Origin of the sequence: Cohnella faecalis (assembly GCF_003570905.1) — a bacterium.
Taxonomy (GTDB): Bacteria; Bacillota; Bacilli; order Paenibacillales; family Paenibacillaceae; genus Cohnella; species Cohnella faecalis.
On record NZ_QXJM01000007.1, the window covers coordinates 45,373 to 69,444 of the forward strand.

Annotated in this window: 19 protein-coding genes and 2 CRISPR repeat arrays; of the genes, 16 read left to right on the forward strand and 3 right to left on the reverse strand. The window is 48.4% G+C overall.

Going from position 1 to position 24,072, the window contains the following annotated elements; all coding sequences use genetic code 11:
- Positions 1 to 3 precede the first annotated feature (3 nt).
- The 12 genes from D3H35_RS00860 to D3H35_RS00915 all read left to right on the forward strand — a co-directional run bounded on the left by D3H35_RS00860 (position 4) and on the right by D3H35_RS00915 (position 16,687).
- On the forward strand, positions 4 to 1,176 hold the full coding sequence (locus D3H35_RS00860) for a nucleotidyltransferase domain-containing protein (protein WP_119147368.1): 1,173 nt from the start codon (positions 4 to 6) through the stop codon (positions 1,174 to 1,176).
- 15 nt (positions 1,177 to 1,191) lie between these two features.
- On the forward strand, positions 1,192 to 2,970 hold the full coding sequence (locus tag D3H35_RS00865) for an ABC transporter ATP-binding protein (RefSeq protein WP_119147369.1): 1,779 nt from the start codon (positions 1,192 to 1,194) through the stop codon (positions 2,968 to 2,970).
- Positions 2,971 to 3,009: 39 nt separating this feature from the next.
- Positions 3,010 to 3,615 carry an adenylyl-sulfate kinase gene (gene cysC, locus D3H35_RS00870; protein ID WP_119147370.1) on the forward strand — a complete coding sequence of 202 codons (606 nt, stop codon included), beginning with the start codon at positions 3,010 to 3,012 and terminating at the stop codon, positions 3,613 to 3,615.
- A 24-nt stretch (positions 3,616 to 3,639) separates the two neighbouring features.
- The gene (locus D3H35_RS00875; protein WP_119147371.1) at positions 3,640 to 4,149 is read left to right on the forward strand and encodes a VanZ family protein; all 510 of its coding nucleotides are present in this window, start codon (positions 3,640 to 3,642) and stop codon (positions 4,147 to 4,149) included.
- Between the two features lie 532 nt (positions 4,150 to 4,681).
- Positions 4,682 to 6,551: a CRISPR direct-repeat array (repeat unit 32 nt; unit sequence GTCGCACCTCGTGCAGGTGCGTGGATTGAAAT).
- 242 nt (positions 6,552 to 6,793) lie between these two features.
- Complete coding sequence (gene cmr1 / locus D3H35_RS00880) at positions 6,794 to 8,191, forward strand: type III-B CRISPR module RAMP protein Cmr1 (protein WP_158593881.1); 1,398 nt, start codon at positions 6,794 to 6,796, stop codon at positions 8,189 to 8,191.
- Positions 8,161 to 10,065, forward strand: a complete 1,905-nt coding sequence (gene cas10 / locus D3H35_RS00885; RefSeq protein WP_158593882.1) for a type III-B CRISPR-associated protein Cas10/Cmr2 — start codon at positions 8,161 to 8,163, stop codon at positions 10,063 to 10,065. The genes cmr1 and cas10 overlap by 31 nt, the downstream gene beginning before the upstream one ends.
- Positions 10,049 to 11,317, forward strand: a complete 1,269-nt coding sequence (gene cmr3, locus D3H35_RS00890; protein ID WP_119147374.1) for a type III-B CRISPR module-associated protein Cmr3 — start codon at positions 10,049 to 10,051, stop codon at positions 11,315 to 11,317. Before cas10 ends, cmr3 begins: the two co-directional genes overlap by 17 nt.
- A complete protein-coding gene (gene cmr4, locus D3H35_RS00895) occupies positions 11,310 to 12,290 on the forward strand; it encodes a type III-B CRISPR module RAMP protein Cmr4 (protein WP_158593883.1) in 981 nt (326 codons plus the stop codon). Before cmr3 ends, cmr4 begins: the two co-directional genes overlap by 8 nt.
- Positions 12,287 to 12,685, forward strand: coding sequence for a type III-B CRISPR module-associated protein Cmr5 (gene cmr5, locus D3H35_RS00900; RefSeq protein ID WP_119147376.1), 399 nt, complete (start codon positions 12,287 to 12,289; stop codon positions 12,683 to 12,685). Before cmr4 ends, cmr5 begins: the two co-directional genes overlap by 4 nt.
- Positions 12,685 to 13,509 (forward strand): type III-B CRISPR module RAMP protein Cmr6, encoded by an 825-nt coding sequence (gene cmr6 / locus D3H35_RS00905; protein ID WP_119147377.1) that lies wholly within the window; start codon positions 12,685 to 12,687, stop codon positions 13,507 to 13,509. Before cmr5 ends, cmr6 begins: the two co-directional genes overlap by 1 nt.
- Positions 13,510 to 14,484: a DUF6602 domain-containing protein gene (locus D3H35_RS00910; RefSeq protein ID WP_119147378.1), complete on the forward strand. Its 975-nt coding sequence runs from the start codon at positions 13,510 to 13,512 to the stop codon at positions 14,482 to 14,484.
- A gap of 196 nt (positions 14,485 to 14,680) precedes the next feature.
- Positions 14,681 to 15,437: direct repeats of the CRISPR family, unit length 32 nt; unit sequence GTCGCACCTTATACGGGTGCGTGGATTGAAAC.
- Between the two features lie 183 nt (positions 15,438 to 15,620).
- Positions 15,621 to 16,687 (forward strand): IS3 family transposase gene (locus tag D3H35_RS00915; RefSeq protein WP_119147401.1). Its coding sequence is split into 2 segments (ribosomal slippage): positions 15,621 to 15,822 and positions 15,822 to 16,687, totalling 1,068 coding nucleotides; the frame shifts between segments, so codons are not numbered across the junction.
- 188 nt (positions 16,688 to 16,875) lie between these two features.
- Here D3H35_RS00915 and D3H35_RS00920 read toward each other — a convergent pair.
- Entirely contained in the window at positions 16,876 to 17,625 is a 750-nt protein-coding gene (locus D3H35_RS00920) for a GNAT family N-acetyltransferase (RefSeq protein ID WP_119147379.1), read from the reverse strand.
- Positions 17,626 to 17,782: 157 nt separating this feature from the next.
- On the opposite strand from D3H35_RS00920, the gene D3H35_RS00925 reads away from it, so the two are divergent.
- Positions 17,783 to 18,241, forward strand: coding sequence for an aegerolysin family protein (locus D3H35_RS00925; RefSeq protein WP_119147380.1), 459 nt, complete (start codon positions 17,783 to 17,785; stop codon positions 18,239 to 18,241).
- Positions 18,242 to 18,377: 136 nt separating this feature from the next.
- Complete coding sequence (locus D3H35_RS00930; protein WP_119147381.1) at positions 18,378 to 20,135, forward strand: alpha-glycosidase; 1,758 nt, start codon at positions 18,378 to 18,380, stop codon at positions 20,133 to 20,135.
- A gap of 152 nt (positions 20,136 to 20,287) precedes the next feature.
- On the opposite strand, the gene D3H35_RS00935 is transcribed toward D3H35_RS00930, so the two are convergent.
- Positions 20,288 to 21,073 carry a protein-glutamine gamma-glutamyltransferase gene (locus D3H35_RS00935; protein WP_119147382.1) on the reverse strand — a complete coding sequence of 262 codons (786 nt, stop codon included), beginning with the start codon at positions 21,071 to 21,073 and terminating at the stop codon, positions 20,288 to 20,290.
- Between the two features lie 98 nt (positions 21,074 to 21,171).
- Here D3H35_RS00935 and D3H35_RS00940 point away from each other — a divergent pair, with 98 nt between their 5' ends.
- Complete coding sequence (locus D3H35_RS00940) at positions 21,172 to 21,561, forward strand: iron chaperone (RefSeq protein WP_119147383.1); 390 nt, start codon at positions 21,172 to 21,174, stop codon at positions 21,559 to 21,561.
- Positions 21,562 to 21,846: 285 nt separating this feature from the next.
- The gene (gene pheA, locus D3H35_RS00945; RefSeq protein WP_119147384.1) at positions 21,847 to 22,668 is read left to right on the forward strand and encodes a prephenate dehydratase; all 822 of its coding nucleotides are present in this window, start codon (positions 21,847 to 21,849) and stop codon (positions 22,666 to 22,668) included.
- Positions 22,669 to 22,930: 262 nt separating this feature from the next.
- On the opposite strand, the gene D3H35_RS00955 is transcribed toward pheA, so the two are convergent.
- Complete coding sequence (locus D3H35_RS00955) at positions 22,931 to 23,770, reverse strand: helix-turn-helix transcriptional regulator (protein ID WP_119147385.1); 840 nt, start codon at positions 23,768 to 23,770, stop codon at positions 22,931 to 22,933.
- Between the last annotated feature and the right edge of the window lie 302 nt (positions 23,771 to 24,072).

Here is a 24,072-nt window from a genome sequence, read left to right on the forward strand (position 1 = left end):
AATATGGACAAGTTTTTCAGCCTTGACTTAAACGCCTTTCCCGATGAATTGAACGTCATGCTGGAGGCTATGCGCAGCGATGCCGAACCGGAGGATAGGAGTGCGCGGCCGCCTTCGTTGCCGAACATCGATTGGAATCAATTTAGGAAGCTGGTCCGGCATCATCGCGTCTATCCGCAAATTCACGCGAATCCGGGCAGCGGCGGATTGATTCCGTCCGATGTCCTGCAAGCTTTCGATCGGGACTATCGGCAAAATACGCTGCGCATGCTCCGCTTGAGCGGGGAAACGGAGCGCGTGTGCAGGCTGCTGGCGGAACGGGGCGTACGCTCGCTTGTGCTGAAAGGGCCGGCGCTTGCCCGGCATTTGTACGGGGATGTGTCGCTCAGGACGTCCAAGGACCTCGATATTATCATTCCTGTAGCCGACGTCAGGCTGGCCGAGCGTCTGCTGCAAGAGCTCGGCTATGAGGCAGACCGGCCGATCCCGCGCGGGCTCGGCGACTGGAAATGGAAAATTCACCACGTTTCCTTCACGCATCCGCACACCGGGATTCAGGTAGAGGTGCACTGGCGGCTGAACGGCGATATCGGCAAAGAGCCGACGTTCGAGGCGCTCTGGAGCGGGAGACAGCGAAGCGAGCTGGCCGCATCTCTGTATATGCCCGGGGACGAGCATCTTTTCCTGTATCTTGTGACGCATGGCGCCCGTCACGGCTGGTTCAGGCTGCGCTGGCTGGCGGATATCGACCGAATGGCGCGCAGAAGTCTGGATTGGGACGCGATTGCCTCTCTCCTCGGACGTTACGATGCCCTCGACCCGGCGGGCCAGGCGTTCGTGCTGGCTTCGTCGCTGCTGCATACGCCAATCCCGCGCGCGATGAGACCTGTCGTCTCCGCCGGACGCGGGCGCGAGCTGGCGCAGCGCGCGCTTGGCTTCATCCGCGGCACCGCCGTATTATCCACCGATCCGAGTGCGGGAGAGTTGTCCAAAACGTACAAGCGGTATTTGTTCGCGCTGAAGACGACTCGGCAAAAAGGATGGTACGCGATCAGCCGCCTCTATCCCAGCTTCCGGGACGCCAAGGCGCTGCCGTTGCCCAGGTCCTTGTATTTTCTTTATTTTCCATTGAGACCGTTCGTCTGGCTTTGGAGACAAGTGCGTCAGCAAACCTGAGAGCGAGGAGAACGGATGACGGATCTTTGGTTTTACCTGAACAGGCTGCGCAGCTTTGCGGGGAACAGGCTGTATACGCAGCTTGCCGCGATGATCGCGCTCGGATTGTTCGACGGGGTGGGCGTCTATTTGCTCGCTCCCATGCTCGGATTGCTCGGCCTCTTCGGCGATGCCTCAGCGAACGTGCCGCTCGCTGGCGATTGGTTCGAAGCTCTGCGGGAGCTGCCCGCATCCTATGCGTTGCCTGTTCTGCTGACGGTATATGTACTGGTCATGACGATTCAGGCGTTGCTGCAGCGAGAACAGAGCGTACGAAGCGTCCGGCTGCAGCAGGGGTTCATCCGTCATCTGCGGCTTCGCTTGTATGAAGCGTTAATGCGGTCGAGCTGGATTTTTTTCGTCCGGCGGCGCAAGTCGGATTTTCAGCATCAGCTGACTTCCGAGCTGGCGCGGGTCAGCCAGGCGACGTATTTGCTGTTGCAGCTGGTCTCCTCGCTTGCTTTCACGGTTATTCAGATCGGGTTCGCTTTCTGGCTATCGGCTAAGCTGACGGCCATCGTGCTTATTAGCGGAACGGGGATCGCACTCGCCATGCGCCGGAAAATTCGCAGCGCCAAGGAGATCGGCAACCAGACTAGCGAATTGTCGCAAAGCTATCTCGCAGGGTTGACCGATCATCTGGGCGGCATCAAGGATATTAAGAGCAATCGGCTTGAAGCGTCCTACCTCGCGTGGTTCCGCGATCTGACCGGCCGGATGGAAGCCAACTTCATCGCTCTTGCCAGACTTCAGGCTGCGACGCAAAGCTTTTACAAAATCGCGGCGGCGGCGCTGATCGCGCTGTTCGTCTATTTGGCGTTCGAGGTTTTCCACGTTGGAGCGGGACAGCTCATGCTCATTGTCATTATTTTCTCGCGCCTGTGGCCGCGCTTCACGGCAATTCAAGCCGGAGCGGAGCAGATCGTCTCCGCCATACCTGCGTTCCGGAGTCTGCGGCAGCTGGAGCGCGAGTGCGGCGAAGCCCGAGAATGGACAGACATGGACGGCATCGGGCAAGTACGGGATATACGGGTGACGCAGGGGATCGAATGCCGCAACGTTTATTTTCGGTACGGCGAGGACCGCACCTCCGAATACGCGCTGCGGGACGTATGCGTCCATATCCCGTCGGGGAAGATGACGGCGATTATCGGCAAGTCGGGAGCGGGAAAAAGCACGTTGGTTGATATGCTGACAGGGCTTCTGGAGCCGGAGAGCGGAACCGTCCGGATCGACGGCGTTCCGGTCGGGCAGGACGCGCGGATCGCGCTGCGTCATGCCGTCGGTTATGTCGCTCAGGACCCGTTTTTGTTTCACGCCAGCATTCGGGATAACCTTCTCGCCGTCCGCCCGGACGCCGGGGAGGAGGAGCTTTGGAAGGCACTTCGTTTTTCCGCATCGGATGATTTTGTGAAGCGTCTTCCCGAAGGGCTGGACACATTAGTTGGCGATCGCGGTGTCCGACTGTCCGGCGGAGAGCGCCAGCGTCTGGTGCTTGCGAGGGCAATTCTCCGCCGTCCTTCGATTCTGGTGCTGGACGAAGCGACCAGCGCGCTGGATTCCGAGAACGAGACGCTGATTCAGGAAGCGATCGACAGGCTGAAGGGGACAATGACGATCATCGTCATCGCCCACCGTTTGTCCACGATCAGAGGCGCCGATCAGGTCATCGTGCTGGAGCGGGGAGAAGTCAGGGTCAGGGAGGAGCATCGAAACAGCTTCAAAGAGGAATGCCGGCAAAGTTTGAGGCTGTAGATTTTGCAGGGAGAACAGAAAAGAAGCGGAGGAAATTCTATGGATATTGACAGCCGCAACGTAACTTGGCAGCCCTCCAATCTCACCCGCCATGACCGGCAGCGGTTAAGCGGTCATCGGGGTTATGTTCTATGGTTCACAGGTTTGCCGGGCTCCGGCAAATCAACGCTTGCTTTTGCATTGGAAAAAGAGCTGTATGCCCGGAATATCGCTTCCTATGTGTTGGATGGAGACAACATTCGGCACGGGCTGAGCCGCGACCTCGGGTTTTCGGAGGACGACCGGAAAGAAAATATTCGCAGAGTAGGTGAAGTATCGAAGCTGTTCGTCGATGCCGGTCTGATCGTGCTGGTTGCCCTCGTCTCGCCGAGCCGCTCCGACCGTCGGATGGTCAGAGCGATGTTCGGACCAGGCGATTTTATGGAAATTTACGTAAATTGCCCCCTCGCGGAATGTGAAAAAAGAGATCCGAAGGGGCTGTACAAAAAGGCAAGAAGCGGACAAATTCAAAGCTTTACGGGAGTCGGTGCAAGCTACGACATTCCCGCAAGTCCCGAACTGGTTCTGAATACGCAAAAGCTGACGGTGGCGGAATCCGTCTCCGCTCTGATCCGTTACCTGGAGGATCGGAGCTGCCTGGAATAGAAGCGGAAAGGAAGCGATCCAAGCATGACCGTTAAAAAGAGCTGGATTCTTGGCGCAGCGCTCCTCCTGCTGTTCTGCGTCATCGCCGCCATTTTTGCGCTGTCCTCGCAGTCCTACAACACCCAGACGATCCAACCTCTTCTGCATCGAACATTATCCGTCGATAAAGCGGAGCGGATTGTTCCGAATCTGGATATCCGCTATGACGGAAAAGAATATAGAAGGGATGTCAACCCGTTCGGTTTGATCGAGTTTTTGTTACGGAAGGGCGCCCATTTGTTTGTGTACGGCGTTCTGGCAGGCGCAGCCGCACTCGTACTGCGGATGTTCCGTCTGCGGACATCGGTCGTCGTCGGGTTATCTTTGCTCACCGTACTGCTCGTCGCAATTCTGGACGAATGGAACCAACGCTATTCAACAGCTCGCACCCCGACCTATCAGGACGTTCTCGTCGATCTGACCGGGGGCATGCTGAGCCTTGCCGTATGCTACGGGATTTCCCGTCTGTATCGTCGCTTTAGTAGAGGTCGTTAAAACGGGAACTCCATGCTGTGAACGAGGATAAACAAATAAAGAGGCCATAATGGACAGTAACTATCCATATGGCATACTCATGACAGATATCTTGCAAGACTTGTGTGAAAAATGAGGTCATTCAGCGAAACAGCATGATGATGCCGAACTCCCTAAATGATTCTCGGTTTCATAATGGGGGGGTGATAACATTTTTCCAGCATTGACTCAACCCTGCAACTCGGCCTATTCTGGTGTAGGAGAGCAAACAATTTAAGGTGGGAGGATAGGAAATCATCCTTCCTTGAATTACGATACGGCAGATTCTATCTATTCAACTTAAATCAGTACTCGGCTTCCGTTTTCTAATCAGGCGTTCAAAGAGGTGCGAACCCTAAGCTCACATAAAATTCCCAGGAGTTTCGCCCCCCTTACATGACAAGGGTTTGAAGGCAAAAGGCGTCTAAAATGCCTTGCAAAACCTACTGTACTTTTGGGGTTCGCACTTTCAGGGCGCAAATCCCTTATGTGGCAAGGCTTTTTACAAGCAACTGTCGCACCTCGTGCAGGTGCGTGGATTGAAATGTAAACGCCTTGCGGCGGCAAGGCTACGATGTAGGTCGCACCTCGTGCAGGTGCGTGGATTGAAATTTATTGAACGTGCAAAAACAAAAAAATATATAGGTCGCACCTCGTGCAGGTGCGTGGATTGAAATGCTCATGCTGCCCCAATCCTGATTGACGCGAACGTCGCACCTCGTGCAGGTGCGTGGATTGAAATTGCAAGCAGTATTCGAACGCCTGACTGTGTAAGGTCGCACCTCGTGCAGGTGCGTGGATTGAAATTCTCAATCAGCAGATCGAGCAAATGAACTATGAGTCGCACCTCGTGCAGGTGCGTGGATTGAAATGCAATCTTAAAGATCGTCTTACTGAAAGTGGAGGTCGCACCTCGTGCAGGTGCGTGGATTGAAATCATCCCATGTGGTGGAGTATTCATTGTTACCAGTGTCGCACCTCGTGCAGGTGCGTGGATTGAAATCTCCGAATGCATTTTCAAATGTATATAGCCCATCGTCGCACCTCGTGCAGGTGCGTGGATTGAAATTGTGATTTACGATTTAGGACTTGTGGAATAGTTAGTCGCACCTCGTGCAGGTGCGTGGATTGAAATTGTGATTTACGATTTAGGACTTGTGGAATAGTTAGTCGCACCTCGTGCAGGTGCGTGGATTGAAATGGCGATTTCGTTTGTCGCATTATTTAGCTTCGAAGTCGCACCTCGTGCAGGTGCGTGGATTGAAATGCGTCCTCCTGACAAAACATCGTAAACCTATAAGTCGCACCTCGTGCAGGTGCGTGGATTGAAATACCGAAGCAGACGGCCAAGCCCAAAGAAACCTAGTCGCACCTCGTGCAGGTGCGTGGATTGAAATAAATCCTGGATATGCCGGTTGCAAGCCTGCCACTGTCGCACCTCGTGCAGGTGCGTGGATTGAAATTTTTCATATTCAGCACGTTCCCTTTGAAGCTGTGTGTCGCACCTCGTGCAGGTGCGTGGATTGAAATTATTAGATCTACCGTCAACAGAAGCATAGCGTAGTCGCACCTCGTGCAGGTGCGTGGATTGAAATGGCGTTCGTCGAGCAAAAGCTCTCGTACGCCATGTCGCACCTCGTGCAGGTGCGTGGATTGAAATGCTGCCAGCACTCCCGGATGTGGCGGGTACTTAGTCGCACCTCGTGCAGGTGCGTGGATTGAAATCCAAATGGAATCCGATCACAGCATAACGAAGTCGTCGCACCTCGTGCAGGTGCGTGGATTGAAATAGATTCGAAAGCGTCGTCGTATAGCCGGACGGTGGTCGCACCTCGTGCAGGTGCGTGGATTGAAATAAAAGGTAGTTCGTGGATTAGACCTTGCGAGTAGCGTCGCATCTCGTGCAGGTGCGTGGATTGAAATTCAAAAAGACTCTATCAAATATGAACATCGAAGAGTCGCACCTCGTGCAGGTGCGTGGATTGAAATTTAAAGACCACAAACAAGAGCACAGCGCCGCCTATGTCGCACCTCGTGCAGGTGCGTGGATTGAAATTTTCCCTCGTTGTCCTTACCTAAGTAATTGGCTAGTCGCACCTCGTGCAGGTGCGTGGATTGAAATACACGCACCCGCTGCAGTAGCACTTGATATGCCGTCGCACCTCGTGCAGGTGCGTGGATTGAAATATATACATCAAATAATCAATATCACCTTATCAAGTCGCACCTCGTGCAGGTGCGTGGATTGAAATGTATCGTAATTGGTGGCGCAGATTGATCTTGCTTGTCGCACCTCGTGCAGGTGCGTGGATTGAAATCATTAGGACGCTGAGAGTTTTTTAAGTTCTGTTGGTCGCACCTCATGCAGGTTAAAGGATTGAAATATAGCTTGCTCGTATCAGCAAGACGAAGACGTTCAATTCATTTTTGAAAACGCTTACAATTATCCGTGCAAATAAAAACCAAAACCTCCCGTGTAGTTCACCTTGGAGCCATGATTTTTGTGTCAATCGGCAGTAAGTCCTTTTTTTTGCAGGAATAAGGATTTACGTGTAAAACAAAAAAATGATATAACTATGCATAATGAAGCAATTGGGCTTTTTACCTATTGAAGGAGGGGATGGAAGTGAATGTAGAGGCTCCGGATTTGCAGAAAGTAGAGCAATGGATCGAAAGTGCCGGAAAAAATTTATTTGAACAATATCCGATCACCGTTGTGACCAGCGCCATTATCGGCAAGGATTTGCAAGATCATATGAATGGCGGCGAGCCTCGGATTTCGTCGATTCGCGGACATTTACGCTTCTGGTGGCGGGCGACACGCGGTGCGAAATACAAGGATGCTCATGATTTGAAAGTATGGGAGCGCCAGATTTTTGGAGATACTTCCTTGCCGAGCCCTTGCAAGCTGAAATTGACTTCAGTTGTCAAGAACGGTCGAAAAGAATATTCTTCTATTCCAACTTATGTTTCCTTCCCTTATAGGGATCAAAAAAAGAAGAACAAAGACAAGAACAAAGAAGAAATGCAATTTAAAGTATTCGAAGCAGCTCAAAAAAACCGGGGACTTTCTTTTATCTTACAAATTGACTATTTGGATTCTTTAGAATATTTGCAGGGACAAGAGAAGCCTCATAGGTGGCTAACTGCAATAGAGGTCAAAAACGAAGTAGAGGCTGCCTTATGGGCATGGATTAATTTTGGGGGGATTGGTGCACGTACGCGGCGTGGCTGCGGCAGCTTATACAGTGCTTTTTTCTCGCCCCAAGCTGCGACATCAGAAGAATTAGAAGGATGGATTAAACAGTGTGTCGCTGAATATCGATTGCCCGTGCTTAATGCAAATGAACATAGGGAATGGCCAATATTAGCTCTGCTGACGGAACAGCAGAACAGTATTGCGGTTCAGGAGCAACCGGATGCCGTTATGAAGGCATGGGAAGAGACCGTACGAGTTTACTCTAAATTTCGACAGAAACGAAACTGGAAGAAGGATATTAATAGGAAGCCTCAGCCTGGCCGAAGCCATTGGCCGGAACCCGATTCGTTGCGGAGAATAACAGGCCAATCTACTCAACTTCATAAATCACCTGTTTCACTGAACCCAAAAGACGATATCGCATTTCCCCGAGCTCAGTTCGGCATGCCGATCATATTTCGATTCAAGGATAATATAGATGGCAAAGGCGATCCTCCTGAAACGGAACTCGTCCCTTTGAACAAAAAACGACTGGCTTCCCCGTTGATTCTTAAATCATTGGCTGTGAGCGAGGATAAGGCATTTGGAGCTATGATTTGTTTAGTTCAACCTCCGCTAGAGCGCCTGCAGCTCAGTAGTTCTGACGCAAGCCCAGAGGTTAAAGAAAAAGTCGAGAATCAGACCATAAACAAAAAACAAATATACCCCGAAAAAATAGAAAACTCCCTTTATCCGCTTAGAAATTCCGTTCCAAACGCGGTAGAAGGATTTTTGAGGAGCGAGGTAGTGAGGCAGTGGAAAAAGATGCAGCCGTCCAGACGCTAATTGTCATCTCTATTGGTCCCGTTCAGGACTTCATTGCGCAGGCGCGCAAAACACGCGATCTGTGGTTCGGATCGCATTTGCTTTCGGAACTGAGCCGGGCAGCCGCGGAGCAGTTTCAGAAGGAAGGCGAGTTAATTATGCCTGTTCTTCCTGCTAAGGAGCTATCCGACGAGAGGACGGAGAAGCTGCCGATCGCCAACAAGATCATAGGAGTAGTCCGGCGGGAGAAGCCGGAGGACTTCGTTAATGAAGTGCACGATGCCGTTCAGGAGAAATGGAAAACGTACACACAGCAAGCTCAGAAGCATCTCGAAGCGGAAGGCGCTATCAATCCCGAAATGTGGAAAAGGCAAGTCAGGGATTTTGTTGAATTCCACGCCGCCTGGTCTGGGCTTTCGGACGGCCGTTCTTATAGGGAAACTCTTGAAAGAACGAATCAACTGCTGGCCGCGCGCAAAACATTGCGGGATTTTCGGCAAAACGAGCCGGCGCGCATGTACGGGGACAAGAAGTCGTCGCTCAATCCCGGACGGGAGTCGGTGTTGCTGGAGAGCCGGTATTCAAACTACGCTCGCTTCGGCATCAGGAAAGGCGAGACATTGGACGCTGTTTCTTTGGTTAAGCGGTTAAGTACATGGATAACAGCCGATAAGCAATCTTCAGAGAACAAGGCTTCCTTTGCTTCCGTCTGCGACCTGGCGTTCAGCTCTTTTCGCCAACGGTTGAAAGATGAGCCGACACTGGAAGCCAAGGCAGCCGAGCTGTACAAAGGCCTGATAACCGAATGTGAACCGCATCTGACGATGAGGAGCCGAGTTGTTCATGCCTCCAAGGCGGACGAATTCGATTCTCGGCTTTTTTATCCGCATCAGATAAAAGACTTCGTAGATGAGCATGCCTATCGAGAGGTTTCCGGGAAGAAAGCAGCCACCCTAAACGAAGTGGAGAAGAAGGAGCTTACAAGCAGATTGCGCCGACGAATTCGCTCAGGGTTGCGCCATCCGCTTTCTGCTCCTTCTCCTTATTATGCCTTTCTCCTTTGCGACGGGGATCGAATCGGAGATCGATTGAAGAAGGTGTTGAGCCCGGAGCTCCATCGTCAATGGACGGAGCGTCTTTCGCGTTTCGCGGTGGAATCCAGAATTATTGTTCAGCAAAATGACGGAGAGTTCATCTACGGCGGCGGCGACGATTGCATGGCGCTGCTTCCGCTTCATACTTGCTTACAGGCGGTGGACGAGCTGCGACTGCGTTTTGCAGAGCTGATGAGGGGTGAACAGAACGTTGCCGAGGAAGAACCGGTTACGCTTTCCGCCGGATTAGTTATTGCACATATGATGGAGCCGCTCGGTCAGGTTCGGCATATGGCTCAAGAGGCGGAGCGTCAGGCCAAATTGTGTAGAAATCGCCTGTTCGTGCATGTGCAGAAGCGAGGGGGCGGAGAACAATTGAAAGTCGGCATGTCCTGGAAGGAAAATCCGGTTCAGATCCTGAATCAGTGGCGGCAATTGTACCGAGATAATGCTATTCCTGCGCAGCTTGCTTACGATTTAAGACAACTGCATCGAACATACCTAAAGATGGCGGGCTTCCCGTCACTGGCATCCGCAGATGGCGACCGGGATCGTCCGAAAGCGGAGCTGCAGAACAAAGAGCTTCTAGTTCTGGAAGTGGCCAGACTTCTCAGAAAGAAGCAACTGGATAATTGCTATATGCAGAACGGAAGCCTTGAAACGATCAGTCAGCGCATGGCTTCGTTCATCAGAGCCGGAGAAGAGTCCGCGCTTGCACGACTTGAAATGCTGGCTGAGCAACTCACGTTGGCAATGACACTGAACAAAATGGAGGCGGGTCAAGATGTTGATGCGAATTGAACCTGTCGATCCAATCATGACACGCGACGGTCGGCCCTTCGACGATTCTCCGGGATCGACGGCTTCTATTATGAACGAAGTTTCGCCCGGCATGCTGGCAGGAACCATTCGGACGCTGCTGCTTAAAAATCGGAACGGGCTGTCTGCCATAGACAAGGCTGATCTATTGAGACAATTGCGAATAGCAGGACCGTTGCTGGAATGGAACGGTCATCTTTATTTTCCGATGCCGGCAGACCTCGTCATCTACGAGGTGAACGATATATTGAAGGTAATCAATCTGCAGCCGCAGTCAGTGGCTCCAGATGAAGGTTACTTCGGCGTTTCAGTGGAGGGCAGACAGCGAATGGATTTGCTTCCTCCGCTTGTACAGCACTATTCCAAGCTCTACAAAGGAAGCCCGGCTTTTGTTCGAGAGGATTGGCTGTACAGAGAATTGTCGGGAGCGGTTTCGGCGGACGATTGGAGCCGCGAATTAAACGAATGGAAGAAGTGGCGAAGTTCTCAATCCCAGGAAGCGGCTCCTCCTCATTCGCCATTTTTGCAGCCTTACGAGAGGGAGATACGTCTGCACAACGCCATAGACGATACCAGAGGAGGAACCGAGGAGGGGAAGCTGTTCTCGACGGAAGCTTTAAGGTTCAAACCGGGAGTCTCTTTGCTGGTATCTATAGATATGGAGGGCAGTAAGCCGGATAAGCGTCTGAAGACGCTGCACAGTATGGGGGGAAAGCGCAGGCTGGCTCGCTTTCAAGAGATTGATTGGCCGCAGGATAGACTGTTCCCTTGGAAATGTCCGGAGTCTATTGCAAGTTCAATGTGCAAAGCAAAGCCGGGCGATCGGCTTCGGATGACGCTTGCAACACCCGCTTATTTTCTGAAGGGGTGGCGGCCTCGGTGGGTGGATGCGGATTTTCATACGAATGAGCATTTGTTTGAATGCTTGAATATACCAGCATCGTCCGCGTTGCGGCTAAAGCTGCAATGGGCTTGCGTAGACCGCTGGCTGCCGGTGTCGGGATGGAGTATCGGTCGTTCTGTTCGAGAAGGAAAAGAAAAGGCTGTTCGCCGGATGGTTCCGGCGGGCAGCGTCTATTTCTTTGAGCTTGTCGATGGTGATGCCGGGGTACTGGCCGATAATTGGCTTGTGTCAGTATCGGATACAAGACGGCGCAAAGGCCCTCTGGATCGAGAAGATGGCTTTGGGTTGGCTATTTGGGGAATTGAATCCGGGAGGAATTGCAATGGTTAAGAACGGGAAAATGTATTTTTTCCATTGTTTATCGCCTGTTCATATTGGCGCTGGACAAGGAATTGGCGATATCGAGCTTCCAATTGTGCGTGAACGAACGACCGAATGGCCTTATGTGCCGGGCAGCAGCGTGAAAGGCGTTCATCGAAGATATTACAAGCGGCTTGAAGAGGGCAACAAGGCTAATGGCATTACTTCGGCGTGGACGGATGCGGTGTTCGGGCGCTCCGGTGATAAAGACATGGACGATTCCAATGGAATAGATGAAGGAAATGCAGGAGCACTGGTGTTTACAGACAGTCGGATTTTGGCGTTTCCGGTAGCCAGTGTGCAGGGTGTCTTCGCTTACGTGACCAGCCCGATGGCATTGCGGCGAATCGTTCAGGACAGCAAGGCCATTGATCTCGACATGCCTGACCCTGGAATTAGCCAATTGCAAGAGGTGTTGGACAAAGACCCAAAAGCCGCGTTCAAATGTCCTCGCAGCAAGCTGGTAGTGCCGGGCGGGGAAGCGAACGATAAAGAGATTTGGTTGGATGAATTCCAATTTGAAGCCCAATATGACTTGGAGCCATTGGCAGAATGGGCAGACTGGGCTGCGTGGCAGCTTTTCCCCGAACGGGAGATGGAGATTGAAAGATCGAACTGGATCAGACGACTTGTAGTGGTTTCCGACGAGGCCTTTCATTATTTTGTCACCATGTGCTGCGAGATTACTCCGCGTATAAGACTAAAGCAGGAAACGAAGACGGTAGAAAAAGGGGCATTATGGAAAGAAGAGTACATTCCGTCCGAAGCTATCCTGTACGGCCTTGTCTGGTGCGACAAGGTATATGCTTCCGGAACGGAGCTTTCGCCGGACGAAGTATTGCGCAATTTACACGGAAACGTCCCGTTGCAGCTAGGAGCCAACGTCAGCGTCGGCAAAGGTCGAGTGCGGTATTTGCTGACGGGAGAGGCGGCTAAACGATGATCTCCAGCGAAAAGAGATACGCTCAAGCGGCTTATAGCAGCATGACAGACGGATTCGATCCGAAGGACGCGGCTGTTTTTGGAACGATCTGTCATCAATTCCCCTCTATGGTTCGATTAAACGGGCTTCGATTAACCGCTATTTTTTACGATGCGAAAGCCTCAGCAAGCGATAGCTCGGTCAGATCGAAGGCTTATAGTCGATATTGCAAATATATGGAACAAGCTCTTGAATTGCAGGGAGTCCGGTTGAGCGAGTTTGTGAACAGCCCCGCTTGCGACAGCATCCGTTACCGGCTTTTGTCCCGGCAAGCGTTGGCGGCATCGATTTGGTTCAAAAGATACGCAGAGGCTATTCTCAAGGTAGACGCCGAAGCGCAGGAGGTCGATGCCTGATGAATGCCTATCTTTCGATGACGAAATCAGTAGGGTTGAAAAATAATGATTTGCTGGAAGAAGTTATTAAGAAGGGGCAGCTTCGGCAGGATTTTAATAAAGAAGTCGTTAACGTCTATACAGCTTGCCGAGATGAGCTTGAATGGAAACAATGGTATCATCATCGTTATTACCAACGATTCAAGCTTTCCGTCAGAGAGAATTCCCGACATTCCGAGAGCGGTTCAGACTGGAAAGAAGGAGTATTTACTCAAGAATGCGCGTCCTCAGTCATTACCGGCCAAGGTCAATCCTCCGTGCTGGAGACGCATTTGACAGTGCATCCTGTATACGGCTTTCCTTACTTTCCGGGAACTATGATTAAGGGTGCGGCGGCGCATTATTGCCACCGTGTGCTTGGCGCGCAAGAAGAACGGTTTCGCGAAAATGGCGACTACTATACGATGCTGTTTGGTTCCAAAGAGCAAGCTTCGGTTATTCAATATGAGGATGCTTGGCCGGATCCTGAATGTGCCGAAACTGGTTTATGTCACGATGTGTTAACTCCGCACCATAGAAATTACCAGAGCTTGAAAACGGGTGGAGAGAAACATTCGGATGCTGCTTTGGCGGATTTTGCGCCGCGCGACGACGACTCGCCGGATCCTGTTCATTTTTTGGCTGTCAAAGGACGGTTTACCTTCAAGCTTACGATTGACCCGGAAGTGCGAGAAGCGGAGAAATGGCTGCCCGTCGCAGAAAAAATTGTCAAGGCGATGCTGAACAGAGAAGGGCTCGGAGGCAAGTCTAGCAGCGGATACGGCTTGTTCGAGGAGGTGAAGTAGTTGAATACGGAAAAGAACGATCTATCCCGTAAAAAGAATGACGCGACTCAAGCCATTGTGAAAATAAAGGAAAATTATGTTTTATGGGAGAAGTCGGTTGTCGATCAGTTAAATATGAGTTCAACGCATCCCATGACGACAGGCGGCTATCGAGAAGAAGTGTGGCAATCGATCTTTGATCGTATCGTACCGCGCAAATTTTCCGTAGCCCGCTCCGTATTTATCATCGACTCGAATGGTCGTGTCTCTAATGAGGTCGATCTGGCAATCTTCGACGAGCAGTACACACCTTATATTTTTCGTAATGGGCTTATCAAATATATCCCGATTGAAGCTGTAGCTGCTGCGGTGCAATGCAAGAGTACGGAAACTTCAGGCGCTGATTCATGGGCCCAAAGCATTACAGCTTTGCATACTTCGTTTACGGGGATAAGCCGGATGGCGACGGGGATAGCTTGCGGAGATATTCCCTATAAAGATGAAACGGGGAACTGGATACAATATCCGCCTGTCGACGCTGACGCTAAGAGAAAGAGGCTTGCGTTGACTCAAACTGCAACTCGTCCTATTTTGATATTATGTCATATGGCGGCTGATAAGGTGCGCGATCATGTCAAACAGGAATTTGATATTATGATGGCTCCCTCGGGCGAGCGATTAAAAATAGAAATAGTTTCGAGATCCAAGGAAGAATCGTCTCTTACGGATTCGATAGCTTACTGGCTAACGGAATTGAATCATAAAGTAAACTCGGTCAACCCCATCCAGATTCCTCATGCAGAGTATGATCCAAAACTCGAAAAAATGAGCCTAAATCAGTTAAAGGTGCGGGAACGGGAGGGCGGCAATGAAATTTCTCTGCTGACTCTAACTTTTCAATTGAATCAGTTGTTAATGCTGGTGAATAACCCGCTTCTGTTCCCGCATCAGGCATATGCGGATTTGTTTAATCATATTCCGATTCCGATCAAGTAATCGGATTTGGATAATTCATAGTGAATCTGGTGCGAACCTTAAGCTCACATAGAATCCCCGGGAGTTTCGCACCCCTTACAGGGCAAGGGTTTGAGGGCCATGGGAATCGGAAAGGCCTTCTATAACTTGCAAAAATTTTGGGTTTCGCACTTTTAAGGCGCAAAGCCTTTATGTGGTAAGGCTTTTTTAAGCTGCTGTCGCACCTTATACGGGTGCGTGGATTGAAACAAATTTTTCAAATTATTTGAATATGCCATGTTAAGTCGCACCTTATACGGGTGCGTGGATTGAAACTTCCTTGCGGGGAGGAAACGGAATGGGCATCGTTTGTCGCACCTTATACGGGTGCGTGGATTGAAACTCTATCTATCAAAATGTAACTGTAGGTAAAAATGGGTCGCACCTTATACGGGTGCGTGGATTGAAACATATGCCACCTACCTCAGATGTTTGGAGAGATCCTGTCGCACCTTATACGGGTGCGTGGATTGAAACAGCAAGCGTTGAATCGTTTGTTTGTACCTCATTAAGTCGCACCTTATACGGGTGCGTGGATTGAAACTTTCGAGTCGTTTTGGTTTTTTGCTCAAGCAAGGTCGCACCTTATACGGGTGCGTGGATTGAAACTCAAATACGCCACGCCGATCCTTGTCCCAGTACGTCGCACCTTATACGGGTGCGTGGATTGAAACGTAACCGAGGAAGGCAACACGTACGCTCCGTAGTCGCACCTTATACGGGTGCGTGGATTGAAATGACGACGGCGTTGAGGTGGTTAGTGGTACAAAAAGTCGCACCTTATACGGGTGCGTGGATTGAAATAAGGATTGCGGGCCGACCCCGCATCAAACCCCGGTCGCACCTTATACGGGTGCGTGGATTGAAATTGGTTGATTAACATACCAAACACTGGCCGTCAACGTCGCACCTTATACGGGTGCGTGGATTGAAATATGGACACGGTAGACTCCCTGAGTAAGTCCACCTCGTCGCACCTTATACGGGTGCGTGGTGGATCGGCTACACTAAGTTGGACAGAAAAAAAGAGGGGGTAGTAAAATACAAGAAAGAGCCGAAGGAGCGGATTGCTGTTGTCGCAGTCAAGACGAACGTTTACACCCGAGTTTAAGAACCAAATGGTGCAGTTGTACGAGAGCGGGAAGTCCAGAGCGAGCCTCGTGAAAGAGTATGATTTGACCGCATCCGCATTGGACCGTTGGATCAGCCAAAGTCAGCGGACAGGCTCATTCGCGGCCAAAGACAATCGCACACCCGAAGAGAACGAAATGTTGGAATTGCGTAAGGAAAATCAGCGGCTGAAGATGGAGAACGATATTTTAAAGCAAGCCGCGCTGATTATGGGACGAAAGTAAATGTGATTCGCAATAATGCGCACAAGTACTCGGTATCAGCAATGTGTAGCGTCCTGCAACTGCCCCGAAGCACGTATTATTACGAGCCTGTGCCTTCACCCGACCCACAAGAGCAACAACTGGAAGAAGTAGTGATAGAGATCTTCAAGAGCAGTCGTAACAATTATGGCACGCGCAAAATCAAGGTGGAACTGGCCAGAAAGTCGCTTCAAGTCTCCCGTCGTAAGATCGGACGTGTGATGAAGAGGCACGGGTTGGTTTCCACTTACACGGTAGCGCAGTACAAGCCCCACAAAGCCGCGCCAAACGAAGCGGAGATCGGCAATGCCCTGCAGCGGGAGTTCAGTCAAGAGAAGCCCCTTGCCGTTGTCGTAAGCGACCTGACCTATGTACGGGTGGACGCCAAATGGAATTACGTCTGCTTATTTGTTGACCTCTTTAACCGTGAAATTATCGGTCACAGTTGCGGTGTAAACAAAACCGCCCAGCTCGTTTACGATGCCATAGCAAGCGTCTCCGTGCGCCTTGATCGTATCCAGATGTTCCATACAGACCGCGGCAGCGAGTTCGATAATAAACTCATTTCCGAGGCACTGGAGACCTTTGAAATTGAGCGTTCGCTGAGTAATAAAGGTTGCCCCTACGATAACGCGGTTGCCGAAGCGACGTTTAAGATTTTTAAGACGGAGTTTGTCAAACAAAGGCACTTCCATAATCTGCAACAATTACAATTGGAGCTTGACGATTACGTACACTGGTTCAATCATCACCGCATTCACGGGACTCTCGGTTATCGTACACCCGTTGAAGCTAGGCAGTGGCCCTCATAATATCTGTCCAGTTTCGTGTTGACAATCCATGGATTGAAATCGAGTGGATGAATACCGACAGATGATACTGTCGGTCGCACCTTACACAGGTGCATGAATTGAAATTAATATGGCTGACATTCCAGACATCAAATATGCTAAACTCACTGAAATAATGAATTAGAGGGCACCTTAATCAGCTAGAAATATTAATATGTTTTGGAATCCTTAACCCTATACCAGTACGTGTAAATTTCCGAGTAGCCGATTTTGGAATATAGTCTTAATGCTGGCCTATTATTCGATACAACTGCCAAGTAACTGTATTTTGCCCCATTGGCTTTCCCCCATTTTAAGAGAGATAGTATCATTTGTTCTCCAAATCCCCGATTTCTAAAATGCAGATCCGTCACGATATCATACAATCCTATGTATCCTCTCTCAATAACTCCAAGACCGCATCCGATAACTTGATCTTCGTAATAAAGCGATATAAATCCGGTTTTTGTTTTGATATTGGACAACATGCGTTCCAAAACGCCATTGTTTTGGTCATTAACATTGTTGATCCTGCAAAAGTCCGCTATCCATTCGGCATTAACCGTTTCAACTATTTTTGTCGAATTCAGTGTGGGTTCGTTTAGGTTAGCTAAATCCAGCGTTTGGACACTTGTAGTATCAATTAAGGAATAGTCCTTACTTTCTAATATTTTATCTAAATCGATGGGATGGACGAAGGGAGTAATTTTGTAGATGGCAGGCAAGCAGTTAGCTGAATAGATTCTTTCGCACTCTGCAATTTTATAATTCAAATCACAGGTTGAATAGTGAATGGGATTAATCGAGTTGGCACGCTTTGTATAGCCGTCAGCAAATCGCAATATCCAACCATCGTAGTGAATAGTAGATAAAGGCTGCCAGTTGTTCAAAGACAATTCTTCAATGAATTTATTGTTCATAGCAGAGTCCTCCCTCTATTGTTGTGAATAATAATACATTAGTAAGAATAAAAATACAATAAAACGCAATCGCTTCTTTCGACAAATACTGGTAGAATTAATGATAAAAATCGGTCTCAAATTACTTATGTAAAGCAAGATTACTGGAGGAAAAACAATGTCTTACAGCATGTGGGTAGAAGTCAGCATCGATACTTACAATTCCGATGTATCCATTCAAAATGTTGAGCTGCAATGGGGCAAGCTATATCAATTCGGCAATAAGGACATCGAAATTAGCCCAAGCTCACTCAACGGAACAGTAATCAAGGAGGGAACAAGCTTTTGGTTTTGCGCATGCGGCCGCGGATGGTCTCCATCCGGAACTCAAGGCAGCTTCCAGCTTTTTGACCCGGATAACAAGTTAATTGGGACGTATAATTGGGATTGTCCAATAGGGGAACATTACAATCAATCTTCCTGGGTTAGAGAGAACGACACCAATTTCCAATTTGATTTCCACTCCGGGAATTGCAATTATTATGGACAAAAAAATAAGAGCGGGACTCAAATAGGCAGGGTCACGCTTCGTTTGTGGGATGCAAGTAAACCGCCATATGTCAAAAGTAGACGTTAAAATGATATTGACAAATCAATTCAACTCTGTTAATTTTGCATTAAATAAAGGGCAATGTAACCTAAGGGTTCAACCTCGTACACGAGGTTGGGCCCTTTTTACATTTACCCGGAAAAAAAAGGAGAGTGTTGCAAAGATGAATTTAGAAGCTGTGTATCACCGCACAAAATTCAATTGGTCCTACGCTTATGACGATCGTACCCTTCATATCCGCATTCGGACGAAGAAAGACGATATTAAACAGATTGATCTCCATTGCGGAGACAAGTACGGGTGGGACAGGACGAACACTGTAGTTCCTATGACGCTATGGGTTTCGGACGCTTTGTTCGATTACTGGCAAGCAACCGTGCAGCCTAAATTCCGCAGATTGGTTTATTATTTTGCCTTGAATGACGGAGACAGAACGGTTTACATGCAGGAAAAAGGTTTTTTTGACGATGCGCCCGTCATTTTTCATGAAGGTTTATTCGATTTTCCTTTCCTTAATCCCGCTGACGTTCATACGCCTCCGGCCTGGGTGAAGAAAGCGGTGTTCTATCAAATTTTCCCGGAACGGTTCGCAAACGGCGATCCGACGAACGATCCCGAAGGAACAGAGCAATGGGGAGGCAAACCCGGACTAAATAATTTCTTCGGCGGCGACCTGCAAGGCATTATCGATCATCTTGAGCACCTGACCTCGCTAGGTATCAATGCGATTTACTTGAATCCGGTCTTCGAAGGAACGACCAACCATAAATACGATACGAAGGATTACTTCAAGGTCGATCCTCATTTCGGTACGAACGATAAGTTGAAGGAGCTTGTAAAAGCCTGTCATGAGCGAGGGATTCGCGTTTTGCTCGATGCGGTGTTCAATCATAGCGGTCACACGTTTGAACCCTTTGTCGATGTGATGGAGAAGGGGGCTTCCTCTGCCTATGCCGATTGGTTCTATGTACGCGAATGGCCGCTAACGGTGAAGGATGGCGTACCGACTTACGATACGTTCGGCTTCGAGCCGATCATGCCGAAATTGAATACGGCAAACACGGAAGTGAAGGAATACCTGCTGAAGGTGGCAAAATACTGGATCGAGGAAGTCGGCGTCGACGGCTGGAGGCTTGATGTCGCCAATGAGGTGGATCATGCTTTCTGGAGGGAATTCCGCAAAACCGTAAAAGGTGTCAATCCAGATGCTTATATTCTTGGTGAAATTATGCACGAAGCGGTGCCATGGCTGCTCGGAGACCAGTTCGACGCGGTAATGAACTATCCTTTTACGAAGGCGTGCCTCGATTTTTTTGCGCACGATCGAATTGGAGCGAATCAGCTTGCTAATCGACTAGCTGGGCAATTGACCAGCTATCCGAGCCAAGTGAATGAAGTTGCCTTTAATTTGCTTGGCAGTCACGATACAGCTCGGTTGCTTACTCTGTGCGAAGGCCGTACGGAACGGTTGAAGCTTGCTACTTTGTTCCAGTTTACGTTCCCGGGCGCTCCTTGTATCTATTACGGCGATGAAATCGGTATGGACGGCGGGCATGATCCCGATTGCCGCAAATGTATGGAATGGGATCCGCAGAAACAGAACGGCGACTTGCTCCAATTTTTCAAGCAGACCATTAGCCTTCGACACCAATATCCTGCGCTGCAAGACGGAGCTCTTACCTTTTTGCAGGATCAGGCGAACGACCAGAATCTAATCTACGAACGCCGGGATGCTCAGGATCGGTTCGTCATTCTCATTAACAAATCCGAAAGTTCCTCTGTTTTCCGGGCAACCATAGCGAACGAAGCCTGGACGGACATTGTGTCCGGTACACCGGTTACTGCTGAGCAAGGTCAATTGAACTTTGAGCTCCCTGCATTTGGCTATGCGATTTTGCATGCCCGGATCGGCGGAAAATAATCAGGCGCCCGAGTTCGTTCGGATTAGCTCAACAGAGTTGCTTCGCTCCGGCACACTTTAACAAAAAACCTCCAAAACGGAGGTTTTTTGTATGTAAAAGGTTAGTGAACGACGCCATCCATTTGGGATCGCTTCTTCAATCAACCGGATAATTATAGTCCGATGCAAATGTAAGTGCGTGTACCTATCCTGGCGGTAAAAGGTTTCTCCAGCTTGCGCAAATATTCAAAGTCGGGATGCTCTATTTGCTCCGTCAGGAAGGCTGAAGTCGTGCTGCCCGGTTTCCTTCTTGCATTAAGGGCGGTTATCATTTCCTCCGCCGTCCTGATTCCAATACCATGACCGAAATATAAATTATCCGCAAGCATTATTGCGTTCTCCCCCCTCCATTCCGGGGTTTTCGGGTCAAAGTCGGGATTTTCAAAATAGAGGACGTCGCCCGGATACGCTTCATTTTTATTCTCGACCGTAATTAACTTCAAGTTGTTGTCATAATTCCAGTCATACAAGAACAAATCCTTAAAATAGGCGTTGAACGTATCTTTGCCGATCGAATCAAGCGTCGCCTTATACAAAATAATGACCATGGCGGTGGCGCACTCAAACGCGTACAGCCGGCTATTCTCGAAAATATCGTTTATCGCGTCGGAAGCCAAGACGTCGGTTCTTTGCCGGAAGCCTCCATTATCCGTTCGGGTCCAAAACTGGTCATTGGCTCGGGAATTTTGAAAAGTGGCGAAGCCTGCGCGACTCGAATTCAGCGCTTTGGCCGCTTCCACAATGTTGCTTCTCATATTCAATTCGAATAACAAGGCTTCGAGGGAATCGTATCGATAGACGACTGTGCTTTTCAGCTTTTTTTGCAAAATCGCTCTTTCCAATTCCGATAGCGCGGACTGATCGATTTTGTCCACATCGAAGCCTGTAATCTGGATCATTGATGTCCCTCCGATTCACCAGTGTATAGGTATTGTATGGGCGAATAGGGGGATTGGTGATACCATTAGAGAAATACGTGGTTACGAAAGGAGAAATTATGGAAGGAAACAAACTAACATACAGCTCCATAGACGACTACATTTCAACTTTTTCTCCCGAGGTTCAGGAAATACTGCAAACGCTGAGAGAGGTTATTAAAAAATCGGCGCCCGACGCGAAAGAGAAAATAAGCTATCAAATGCCTACTTTCGAGTTGCATGGAAATTTGGTGCATTTTGCCGCTTATAAAAATCATATCGGATTTTATCCGGGGGCAGGCGGTGTCAGCGCGTTCCAGTCCGAGTTATCGGCATACAAAGGGGCGAAGGGGTCCGTGCAATTTCCTATAGGGAAACCGCTGCCTTATGAGTTAATAAGCAGAATCGTAGCCTTTCGAGTGGCCGACAATATAGAGCGCGCAAAAGGAAAGTCGAACAAGAAAAAATAACCGTAATCAACCGTCGAAAAGAGTTTGACGCCTCGATGTTTGCCAGTCGTTTTCATGTGCGAGACGACGAATCCCCTGCGGGCCGTAGAGTTAGCGATGAAGATCGGTATGAACTGCGATTATGGATATTATTATTCCCGGAACGGACGGGTTGTGTTTTACGACGCTTTGCCACATTTGATTCGAATTGTAACAATTTATTCAGCAAACAAGAGGTAAACGTGGGAAAGCATGATGTATTTCAGGGGAAATAGCTGTATAATTGTGTAAAAAAAGGGGTTGAAGATGATTAGAGTTGCTTATTTGGGTCCAAAGGGAACATTTTCAGAAGAAGCTGCACATCAGTTTTTTTCTGATCAGACAATTTGGGTTATGTATGAATCTATATTGGATGTCTTAGAAGCCGTTCATAACGAAGAAGTCGATAAATGTATTGTACCAATTGAAAATTCAATAGCTGGTAATATTCATACGACCATTGATGGTTTGTTAATGTACGACTTGCATATTGAGGCTGATCTTATTTTTACAGTTTCTCTTCATTTAATCGGAAATCAAGATAGCAATATGAATACAATTAATACAATAAGTTCGATAAGTCCTGCAATAAATCAATGTAGAGATTTCATTAAAAAGCATAGTTATAAATGTGAATATACAGATAGTACATCTAAAGCAGCGCAATTGGTTAAAGATTCAAATGAAAATAATATTGCCGCGATTGCTTCAAAATTGGTTGCTTTTGAGCATGGTCTAAAAATACTCCAAAGTGAAATACAAGACAATTCAGTGAATCATACTCGATTCATCGTTGTTGGTAAAGGCTTAGTAGAAAGTGCAGAGCAAATGAAAAGCATGATGTTGATTAACCCAAACAATGAAAACCCTGGGGTACTTTCATCGATTTTAAATGTATTCTCTGCTCTGGGGATAAATCTCACTTGGATCGAATCCCGACCGACTGGCAAGAGATTAGGGACATATCGTTTTCTAATCGAATCGGAAGTTGCTCAAAATGACCAACGAATGGTTAAAGCAATTAGAATCCTTGAAACGTTTGAACATCAAGTACATATAGTTGGGAGTTATTCGACCACAGTTCTTTAGTGATTATGCTTGTCATAGCGTGTTGCGATCCCTCGGAATTGTTTGAGTTTGTTGAAAAAACATTCTACAACATGCCGTTCTTCATAATGGTAAAAGTCACATTCCCAAGGAGTTGCTGTATTAGACTTTGGGGGGATGCAGAACGTTGCGTCTTGTCATGGGTTGCCGTAGGCTTTATCGGCTAAAACAAATAGGCGCACTGGATTACCAACTGCGTCCACTACTGTGTGGATCTTGGTGTTCCGTCTCCCTTGGTTATTTATTAATGAACTTTTTTAAATGAAATACTAGTATTCGTCGGTTGATTATACATCAGGTTTTGTAGTTTTTTTGTTCTTCGCAGAACAAGTGGGTTCATGCCTGACGCAAGTTTAACCATGCTTGCTAAACGGCTTGGATTTCGAATCCCTACCATGTTGCATATCGTACGAACGGAATGGTCGGAATGTTCCAGCAAGCGCATCGCGCGATCAAGCCTCAACTTATTTAAATAACGGATGGGCGACACGGAAAGAATTCTGCTGAACTCTTGGCAAAAGTAATTGGGATTATAGCCAATGGCCTGCGCCAATTCATCGAGTGATAAATCGGGATTGGCCATATGGTTTCTGATGTAACGGGTGGCATAGATGATCGCTTTTGCTTCTTTAGGCTCGGTGCCTTTCGGCTTTGAAAAAAGCGAAGGGGGGGACTGTTGACCACTAGAGAAGAAATCCAAAAATTCGATGGTCAATGAGAAGATCGCACAGGCAATTCGTTTTTTCCAACTGTTGCTTGACGATTGTTTGCCGTATTCGAGTATTTGAGACAATATCGTCTTTGAGTACCCGTTCAATGGCATTTCTAATGGCATTTTCGCATTCATTAAGTTTTTTTGCTTTGTAAGGAAGTCGGCTTCAAATAAAATGCTGATGACAGAGGCGTGTGGAGTGGGTTTCGCAATAGGAAGATCCGGGCGAACCATGGCAATTGAAGTTGAATCCTGCATATTTTCCATCCCTGATTCCCACACGATCTGAAAGTGAGAACTTGACCATTCGGAGGAGTTGGGGAAATTGATTTCGATGAAATTTACGGGAAGAGATTCATTGCTCATAGACATACGATTTCGGTCTCTCCCATCCTTGTATCATTTATAGCTTCGTTGCAGAATGTTTTAATTCCTTTATTCTAGTATAAAGTCTTGAGTTTGTTAAGTGATATTCCACTATATCATATATCATTGACACTAATTCTCCCTCCTATTGCTTCGTTGCAGAGAGTTCTGAAGAATTGTGCATTAACTGAATAATCTATCGTTGTATTTCCATTGTTTGTAAATCTAAAATGATAATGGGTGTTCATTTTCTTTATTTTTAGTATTAAAACTTGAATTTGTTAAGTTGTGTAACCTTCATTTGAAAC

Bases quoted from the DNA above. Each gene is read 5' to 3' on its own strand.
- cmr4 (WP_158593883.1), top strand. From the start codon at position 11,310: ATGGTTAAGAACGGGAAAATGTATTTTTTCCATTGTTTATCGCCTGTT.
- cmr3 (WP_119147374.1), top strand. From the start codon at position 10,049: ATGTTGATGCGAATTGAACCTGTCGATCCAATCATGACACGCGACGGT.
- D3H35_RS00930 (WP_119147381.1), top strand. From the start codon at position 18,378: ATGAATTTAGAAGCTGTGTATCACCGCACAAAATTCAATTGGTCCTAC.
- cysC (WP_119147370.1), top strand. From the start codon at position 3,010: ATGGATATTGACAGCCGCAACGTAACTTGGCAGCCCTCCAATCTCACC.
- D3H35_RS00875 (WP_119147371.1), top strand. From the start codon at position 3,640: ATGACCGTTAAAAAGAGCTGGATTCTTGGCGCAGCGCTCCTCCTGCTG.
- D3H35_RS00935 (WP_119147382.1), bottom strand. From the start codon at position 21,073: ATGATCCAGATTACAGGCTTCGATGTGGACAAAATCGATCAGTCCGCG.
- D3H35_RS00920 (WP_119147379.1), bottom strand. From the start codon at position 17,625: ATGAACAATAAATTCATTGAAGAATTGTCTTTGAACAACTGGCAGCCT.
- D3H35_RS00860 (WP_119147368.1), top strand. From the start codon at position 4: ATGGACAAGTTTTTCAGCCTTGACTTAAACGCCTTTCCCGATGAATTG.
- D3H35_RS00865 (WP_119147369.1), top strand. From the start codon at position 1,192: ATGACGGATCTTTGGTTTTACCTGAACAGGCTGCGCAGCTTTGCGGGG.
- D3H35_RS00955 (WP_119147385.1), bottom strand. From the start codon at position 23,770: ATGTCTATGAGCAATGAATCTCTTCCCGTAAATTTCATCGAAATCAAT.
- D3H35_RS00940 (WP_119147383.1), top strand. From the start codon at position 21,172: ATGGAAGGAAACAAACTAACATACAGCTCCATAGACGACTACATTTCA.
- cmr6 (WP_119147377.1), top strand. From the start codon at position 12,685: ATGAATGCCTATCTTTCGATGACGAAATCAGTAGGGTTGAAAAATAAT.
- cmr5 (WP_119147376.1), top strand. From the start codon at position 12,287: ATGATCTCCAGCGAAAAGAGATACGCTCAAGCGGCTTATAGCAGCATG.
- pheA (WP_119147384.1), top strand. From the start codon at position 21,847: ATGATTAGAGTTGCTTATTTGGGTCCAAAGGGAACATTTTCAGAAGAA.
- D3H35_RS00925 (WP_119147380.1), top strand. From the start codon at position 17,783: ATGTCTTACAGCATGTGGGTAGAAGTCAGCATCGATACTTACAATTCC.